We start from the raw sequence: 8,458 nt of genomic DNA on the forward strand, positions 1-8,458 counted from the left end.
CGAGGAACCCGTCATGAGACGTCTCGACATTCTGCTCGCTGGACAAAGCCAGGCCCTGACCGACCTGGCGCTGGAACTCGAACAACACGGTCATGCACTGACGCGAATAACGACACTCGACGAACGAGCGCCGGAGCATGCGGACCTTGTGATCGATGATGCCAGCCTGCCTGCGCAGGTTTTCAATGATGCGCCGCACCTGACACTGCAACTGGGCATCGGCCTGCCGGGCACATCTGGATTGCCCTCGCTGGATCTGCTTTGCACTGTCGGCTCCACGCTGCTCACTCGTGTGCCGATCGCCGATGAACGTTCGGGCAACGGTCAGGCGCTGCGTCAGCGAGCGGTGGCGGAACTGGTGGATCACCTGGCGCTGCTGGTCAGCCGTTACTCCCGGGATACCGAGTATTTCCAGCTCTGCGAACCCACCGCTCCCGCTCACTTCGACAAGGTTGAAAACCTGCTGTTTCTCGACAGCCTGGCGTTCGTTCATCGCCGCAACGCGACCGCTGAACCACGGCTGCTGGAACTCGCTCAAGTGCCGATGATCGAGCGACTTGAACAGCGCTTCGTTCAGAGTGGCAGGCGACCGGCGTTGAACGTTGCCGGCGCCAGTCTCGACTATCGCCAACTGCACGCCCACAGCCGTGCAATTCAACAACGTTTGCAACCTTTGCTCGATCAGCATGAAGGTCCGTTGGTGGTGGGAATTTGCCTGCCAAAATGCAGTGCATTGTATGCGGGGATTCTGGCGATCCTGGGCAGCGGCGCGGTGTACCTGCCGCTGGAGCCGAGCCATCCGCTGCAACGTCAGCAGTACATCCTGTCGAATGCCGGCGCGGTGTTGCTGCTGCATGACGGGCAGCATCCGCTCGCAGTCGAAATGCCTGGCCTCGATATCACCGCCATCGACACCGAGACAGTCGATCTCGATCAACCGCTGATGCGCCAGCTCCCCGACCTCGCCGCGCCGTGCATGGCGCTTTACACCTCGGGCACCACCGGCCATCCCAAAGGCGTGATGCTCAGCCAAACCAACCTCGCTCATTTCAGCGCGTGGTACGCCGACTATGTGCAGTTGACCGAACAGAGTCGGGTGCTGCAATTTTCCTCGCTGAGTTTCGACTCGTCGCTGATCGATATTTTCCCGACCCTGTTGCAGGGGGCCGAGCTGGTCGTGCCCAGCGACGACCAGCGTCGCGACCCGCTGCAACTGGTCGAGCTGATCCGTCATCAGCAACTGAGCCATGCCTTTCTGCCGCCAGCGCTGTTGAGCATTCTGCCGCTGGAGCAATTGCAAAATCTCGATCACGTAATGACCGGCGGCGATGTCTGCGAGCCTTGGGTCATCCAGCAACTGACCCGCCAGGGCAAGCTCTACAACCTTTATGGTCCGACCGAAGCCACGGTGCTGATCACCGCGCGACGGCTGCAATCCGGCGATAACAACCGGACGCTCGGCGACCCGATCGCCAACAGTCAGGTGCTGATTCTCGATGAGGATTTGCAACCGGTGACCGAGCAGACGGTCGGTGAGTTGTACATCGCAGGTCCAGGCGTGTGCCTGGGATATCTGAACAACCCGCAGCAGACCGCCGAACGCTATCTGGACCTGACATTGCCCGATTGGCAGAACCTGCGTGCCTATCGCACCGGCGATATGGCGAAGTGGACAAGCGAAGGCATCGAGCTGTGCGGAAGGCGCGACAATCAGGTGAAGATTCGCGGTTTTCGGGTCGAGCCGGAAGAGATCGAACGCTGCCTGCGTGACAGTCAGTTGTACCGTCAGGTGGCGGTAGTCATCGACAGCCATCGGCGGATTCTGGCCTTCCTCGCCCAACCTCAGGAAGACCGGACCGGGGCGGCTCGTGATGCGCTGAAGGCACACGCCACGCAGTTTCTGCCGGACTACATGCAGCCTGTTGCGTGGACGGAACTGGCGAGCATGCCGTACGCCAGCAATGGCAAGGTCGATCGCAAGGCATTGCTGGAGCTGCCGGTCAGCGTCAGCGAAAACACCACCCGACGCCTGCCCGCCAGTGCCGATGAAGCGCTGTTGCTAGAGATCTGGGCCGAGCTGCTGGAGTTGCCGGCCAGCGATATTTCCACCGACGAAAGCTTCTTCAATCTGGGCGGTCACTCGATCCTGCTGTCGCGCATGCTCCTGCGTTTGCGCGAAACGTTCGGTCGCAGCATTTCGATCAACCGCTTCATCGAACTGCCTACCATCACCAAATTGGCAACACTCGTGCGCGGTTCCGGCAGCGAGGAAGTATTGAGCGAACAAGCGATGGCCGACGCTTCGCGCGCACTGGATGTGCAGCCATTACCCTTCAGCCGTATGGGCGATGTGCACAAAGTGATCGTCACCGGCGCCAACAGCTTTGTCGGTGTGCACATTGTCGAAGCGTTGTTGGCGCGGGGCGCCAGTGAAGTCGCCTGCCTGGTTCGCGGCGGCAACGGGCAATCGGCTGTCGAGCGGTTCGCTCAGGCGTTGCGCGAGAACCGTCTGGAGCATCTGGACCTGGGTCGGGTACGGGTCTACGCAGCGGATATCACGCGCCCGCAATTGGGGTTGGCCGACGAGGTTTACGAGCGACTGGATCGAGAGTTCGGTGCACTGGTGCACAACGCCGCCAACGTCAATCACGTCCTCGATTACGAGTCGCTGGCACGGGACAACGTCGAGCCGATTTTCGAATGCCTGCGGCTGTGCGAAGGGCGCAGTAAAAAGATCTTCAACTTCGTCTCGACGCTCTCGGCGTCCAGCACAATTTCTGCTGATGGCCGGGTACTTGAACTGCCTGCCGCACTGACTCCGCCGATCTACATCAAGAACGGCTACAACCTGTCCAAATGGGTCGGCGAACGAATCCTGGAGCGCGCACGGGAACGCGGTGTGCAGGTCAATCTCTATCGCCCCGGCAACATCAGTTTCAACAGCCTCACGGGCGTGTGCCAGCCGCACAAGAACCGCTTGATGTTGATGCTCAAAGGGTCGATCCAGCTCGGCCAGGTGCCGGAATTCGCGCTGAATTTCGACCTGATGCCGGTGGATTTCCTCGCCCGTTTCATCGCCTTCCATGCCAGCCGTTATCAACCGGAAAAACCGGTATTCAACCTGCACAACCCCGAGCCACTGAGTTGGGACAGCTACGTGGCGTCCTTTCGCGAAGCGGGGCGGGAGTTCTCCCTGGTCAGCGTCGCCGACTGGCAGCAGCAACTGGGCCGGGTCGACAGCGACAACGCGCTGTTTGGCGTACTCGGTTTTTATCTCAACGGCTTCGAGGAAGACATCGGCGACATCTCGATGATTGGTCACGACAACGCCCAGGCCGGCGTGTGGCAAATGGGCGCGCGCTACCCGGAAAAGTCCCCGGCATTGCTGCGGCGCGGCTGCGACTACCTCAAGGAAATCAATTTCATCTGATTCATCCCAACCCAGCACGGAGCAAAACCATGAGCACTCTGCAACCCGATACCCTGATCAAAAATCCGCAAGGCTGCCTCGTCGTGTCTTCGGTGGAAGTCCCCGCCGATGCCGCACAGGTGTGGGCCGTTGTCGGTAACTTTGCCGGTTTCGACCGGTTCGTTCCGGCGCTGTCGCACATCGAAATGACTGGCGAGGGCGTGGCGTCCTTGCGCAAGAAGTTTTTCAAGGACGGCAATCTGGTGGTCGAGCAACTCAACTCCCGCGACGATCAAGCGTTGAGCATGACCTGGACCACCATTTACAACACCTTGGGCGTAGCGAATTTGTGGGCGGCAATGCGTGTTGAGCCGCTGGATGCGGACAAGTCGCGGGCGACCTGGACCATCATTGCGGAACCGGCTCAGGGCGGCGCCGAAGTTCTGCCGGGGTTCAAGGATTTCGTCCAGGGTTTTGCCGATGATGCGATGAGCAATGTGTTGAAGTTGTTTGCATAAGGCATTCGTTCAGCGGTGACGGATAAACCGCTATCGCGAGCAGGCTCGCTCCTACAGGAATATCCATGTAGGGGCGAGCCTGTTCGCGATTGACTGAGTTTCACAGCAGTTGCAAATTCCCAATCCCTTCATGACAATGCGACTAATTATCATTTGTGACGTCAGAGCAGTCGCGTTCATGTCCTCACCCGAGTTTGCAGTACAGGTGCTTTACAGCAGCCATCACGGATGGCTCAACGCGTGGCTGCGTGCCCGCCTGGGCAATGCCGCCGATGCTGCGGACCTGGCACAGGACACCTTTGTCCGTCTGCTGCAAAGAACCGAACGCCTGGAGCTCAACGCCCCTCGCGCTTTTTTACGCACCATTGCCCGAGGTCTGGTGATTGACCATTGGCGTCGTGAAGAAATCGAGCGCGCGTATCTGGAAACCATCGCCCATCTGCCTGAGGCCGAAACGCCAAGCGCCGAATCCCGCGCGTTGGTGCTCGAATTGCTGGAAAGCATCGCCCGCATGCTTGAAGGATTGAAGCCGAAGGTCCGTCAGGCATTTCTGCTGGCGCAGTGCGAAAGCTTCACTCATAAACAGATTGCCGAACGGATGGGATTGTCGCTGCGCTCGGTGGAGCGCTATGTCGCCGATGCGCTTTTCCATTGCTACACGTTGCGGTATCAGGCGTGATGCCTGTGGATAACTTGTCGTTGAACCGGCACGGTGAACCGCAGCAACAGGTGGTCAAACAGGCCATCAACTGGCTGTTGCGTCTACGCAACAACGCTGCCAACTCAAAGCTGCGTCAGCAATGCGATGTCTGGCGCGCTGCGCACCATGAACACGAACTGGCCTGGCAACGGGTGCAGTCGCTGCACTCAGAGTTGAGCAACAACTTGCGAGCCGTGCCTGGCGCGCAAGTGGCTTTCAACTCTTTGGAAAACGGCGCTCAGGGCTTGGGTCGACGCCAGGCGATGAAGTTGCTGTCGGGCGCAGTGCTCATGGGCTCGGCCGCGTGGCTGGGCAAGGACGTTCTCGGCTGGCAGCAATGGAGTGCCGACTTCGCCACCGCCACGGGTGAGCGCCGGGCGTTCCAGCTGTCGGACGGCACGCGGCTTGAACTCAACACCGACAGCGCTGTGGCTCTGGATTACACGCCACAGCAACGGCTGATCAAACTGACCCGTGGTGAAATTATCGTCACCTGCGGCGGTGCCGATGAAGGTGCTTCGTTCGATCGTCCCTTGCGGGTTCAAAGTCGTCACGGAGTGTATGAAGGCGTGGGTGCACGGTTCATCCTGCGTCACGAGGCCAAGTGCACTCGGCTCAGCGTTACCAATGGCCAAGTGGTGATTCATTCGCCACTGGATGCCGATGGTCAACCGATACACGTTCAGGCCGGTCATAGCTACTTGATTGATCACCAGCAGGCGAGGCTGGCACCGCCGCTGGACATGGATGTCGGCGCCTGGGCAGACGGGTTGATCGTGACCCGCAACATGCGCTTGGGGGATTTCCTTCAGGAGGTCGCACGTTATCGCCACGGCTACTTGACGTGCGCGGCCGATATTGCCGACTTGCGGCTTTCCGGGGTTTTCCGCCTGGAGGACACCGACAAGTTGCTGGCCATCCTTCCGCAAACCCTGGCGGTGCAGTTGCGTTATCGCACCCGCTGGTGGGTGACGCTTGAGCGGCAAGTCTGAACAATTTTTTGGCGGGTTTTCCGAGCAAGTCCGGCTTAGTCAGTAAGTACTTCAACTTAGCCTCAGCGACTTCCTACGGAAACCGACAATGACCGTCCGCTCCATCAGTAAGAATCCTCTTCATTTCATGGCGAAATCGGGCGTCTTGCGCCATGCCGTTCGTGCCGCTCTGTTCTCCACCGCATTAGGTGTCGGCCTTGTTCCGAGCATTGGCCATACCGCCGAGGGTATTGAGACCAGCAGCCAACGCATCAACATTTCTGCCGGGCCGTTGAGTGATGTCCTCAACCAGTTCGCGCGTCAGGCCGGCATCACCTTGTCGATGACTCCGGATCAAGTCCAAGGTCATCAATCACCGGGCTTGCACGGCAGATATTCGGTGGATCAGGCCTTGAGCCATTTGCTAAGTGGTTCGGGCCTGATGGCCGTCAGCCCGGATGGCAGCAGCTATGTGCTGCGACCGGCCGCCAACAGCGAAGCACTGGCGCTGCCGACCACGGACATCAAAGGCTTTGCACTCGGTAACGCCTTGGGCAGCATGGAGGGCTACAACGCGACGCACAGCCAGATCGCCACCAAGACCAGTACCGCGTTGCTGGAAACATCGCAAAGCGTGTCCGTCGTCACTCGCGAGCAGCTGGACGACCAGGGTTCCCAGACGGTATCGCAGGCCATGCGTTACACCCCCGGCGTGCTGACCAATCCTTACGGCGCGACCCACCGCTACGACTACGTGGCAATGCGCGGCTTCAACGACGGCTCGGTGGATAACATTTACCTCGATGGCCTCAAATCCATGGGGGACAGCGGCACTTACAGCACCATGCAGGTCGACCCGTATTTCCTCGAGCGCGTCGATATTCTCAAAGGGCCTTCGTCGGTGCTTTACGGACGCAGTTCACCCGGCGGCCTGGTGGCGCTGACCAGCAAAAAACCGCTGTATGAGCCTTATCATCAGATTCAGGCCACGATCGGCAATCAGGGCCAGCATGGCATGGGTTTCGACTTCAGCGGCCCTGTTGATGACGACAAACGCATCGCCTATCGCCTGACAGGTCTGGCGGATCAGTCCGACACACAGTTCGATCACAACAAGGAAAAACGCTTCGCCCTCGCGCCGACGGTCAGCATCGATTTCACCGAAGATACTTCGCTGACTCTGCAGGCCTATCTGCAGCACGACCCTGATGGCGGCTACCACGGCGGCGTCCCGGCCGATGGCACCCTTCACCAGCGCAATGGCAATCGGATCTCCCCACACTTCTTCGAAGGCGAACCCAGTATCGATGGCTATGAACGCGACCAGCAGTCCTTCGGCTATCAGTTCGAGCATCGCTTCAACGACATCTTCACTGCGCGGCAGAACTTCCGTTACCTCGACTCCAAGGTGAACATGGATCAGGTCTATGCCTATGGCTGGACGACATCGACCAGCAACGAGCTGAACCGCTACTACACCGGTGGCGATGAGAGGCTGCATGCCTTCATCGTCGACAACATGCTGCAAGCAGAATTCTTTACTGGCGCCACCAAGCACACCGTATTGCTGGGCGCAGACTACCAGCGGCGCAAGACCGTGGTTGATTGGACCAGCGGCGGCCTGGCGCCGATCAATGCGTTCAGCCCGGTGTATGGCAATTCGGCGATCGACCTTTACGGCGAGACCAGTTACTTGCGTCGCCTTGAGCAAACCGGCGTCTACCTGCAAGACCTGATCGAGATGGATAAGTGGCGTTTCTCCCTCGGCCTGCGCCAGGACTGGGTTGAAACCTCCGATGAAAATCGGCTGGCGGAACCCGGACGCCCGCAAGGCACCGAAATCAATGACAAGCGAACCAAGCTGACCGGGCGCGCCGGGGCGCTTTACCTCTTCGATAATGGTATTGCACCGTACATCAGCTATTCCGAGTCGTTCAATCCGAATTCCTACTCGGACAGCGCCGGTAATCCCCTGGCACCTACCGATGGCACGCAGTGGGAAGTCGGCTTGAAGTATCAGCCACCGGGCACCGACAACCTGTTCACTGCGTCGCTGTTCCGCATCGATCAGGAAAACCTGGCAACCAAACTGCCGCAGGAAAACTTCTATCGCGCCGTAGGTGCAGTTCGCTCCCAGGGTCTGGAGTTGGAAGCGCACATGCAACTGACCGAGAACCTCAAAGTACTCGGCAGCTACACCTTCACCGACATTGAGTATTCGAAGTCGATGATCAGTACGTTGAGTACCGCTACCGATGTGATCGAGAACAAGGGCAACTCACCGACCCAGGCGCCGCGGCATATGGCTTCGATCTGGGCTGACTACGCATTCGACAGCGCGGGGCTTGAGGGTCTGCGTCTGGGTGGCGGAGTGCGATATGTGGGTTACAGCTGGGCCGATGCGGAGAACACCATGAAGGTGCCTTCGTATACCTTGTTTGACGCCTCTGTCGGCTATGACCTGGGTAAGGTGGGGTTGAAGGGCGTGGATGTACGCCTGAATGCGAACAACCTGACCAATGAGTCCTATGTGGCCTCTTGTGCCAGCCTGAACTTCTGCTACATGGGTGAAGAACGTAATGTCACGGCGACGGTGAGCTACCAGTTCTAATCATTTCCCGCGGATATGAAAAAGCCAGCCCCTGAATCCAGGGGCTGGCTTTTTTACGTCTATGGTTTTTGCAAACCCTGAAATGAAAAAACCCCAGTCTGCGTTAGCAGACTGGGGTTTTTGAATTTAATCTTGACGATGACCTACTCTCACATGGGGAAACCCCACACTACCATCGGCGATGCATCGTTTCACTGCTGAGTTCGGGATGGGATCAGGTGGTTCCAACGCTCTATGGTCGTCAAGAAA

At 58.8% G+C, this 8,458-nt stretch carries 5 protein-coding genes and 1 rRNA gene; 5 read left to right on the top strand and 1 reads right to left on the bottom strand.

The window, feature by feature from the left end; genetic code table 11:
• The first annotated feature begins 13 nt into the window (after positions 1–13).
• From ACM110_RS09165 to ACM110_RS09185, 5 genes are all read left to right on the top strand, one after another.
• Entirely contained in the window at positions 14–3,430 is a 3,417-nt protein-coding gene (locus ACM110_RS09165) for a non-ribosomal peptide synthetase (RefSeq protein WP_416127509.1), read from the top strand.
• Positions 3,431–3,459: 29 nt separating this feature from the next.
• On the top strand, positions 3,460–3,927 hold the full coding sequence (locus ACM110_RS09170; protein ID WP_416127510.1) for an SRPBCC family protein: 468 nt from the start codon (positions 3,460–3,462) through the stop codon (positions 3,925–3,927).
• A 178-nt stretch (positions 3,928–4,105) separates the two neighbouring features.
• The gene (locus ACM110_RS09175) at positions 4,106–4,606 is read left to right on the top strand and encodes a sigma-70 family RNA polymerase sigma factor (RefSeq protein ID WP_416127511.1); all 501 of its coding nucleotides are present in this window, start codon (positions 4,106–4,108) and stop codon (positions 4,604–4,606) included.
• Positions 4,606–5,619 carry a FecR domain-containing protein gene (locus ACM110_RS09180; RefSeq protein ID WP_416127512.1) on the top strand — a complete coding sequence of 338 codons (1,014 nt, stop codon included), beginning with the start codon at positions 4,606–4,608 and terminating at the stop codon, positions 5,617–5,619. Before ACM110_RS09175 ends, ACM110_RS09180 begins: the two co-directional genes overlap by 1 nt.
• Before the next feature lie 88 nt (positions 5,620–5,707).
• A complete protein-coding gene (locus ACM110_RS09185; protein WP_416127513.1) occupies positions 5,708–8,209 on the top strand; it encodes a TonB-dependent siderophore receptor in 2,502 nt (833 codons plus the stop codon).
• A gap of 130 nt (positions 8,210–8,339) precedes the next feature.
• Here ACM110_RS09185 and rrf read toward each other — a convergent pair.
• Positions 8,340–8,455: ribosomal RNA gene (rrf, locus tag ACM110_RS09190) — 5S ribosomal RNA — on the bottom strand.
• Between the last annotated feature and the right edge of the window lie 3 nt (positions 8,456–8,458).

Origin of the sequence: Pseudomonas sp. NFX98 (assembly GCF_047784845.1) — a bacterium.
Classification (GTDB): Bacteria; Pseudomonadota; Gammaproteobacteria; order Pseudomonadales; family Pseudomonadaceae; genus Aquipseudomonas.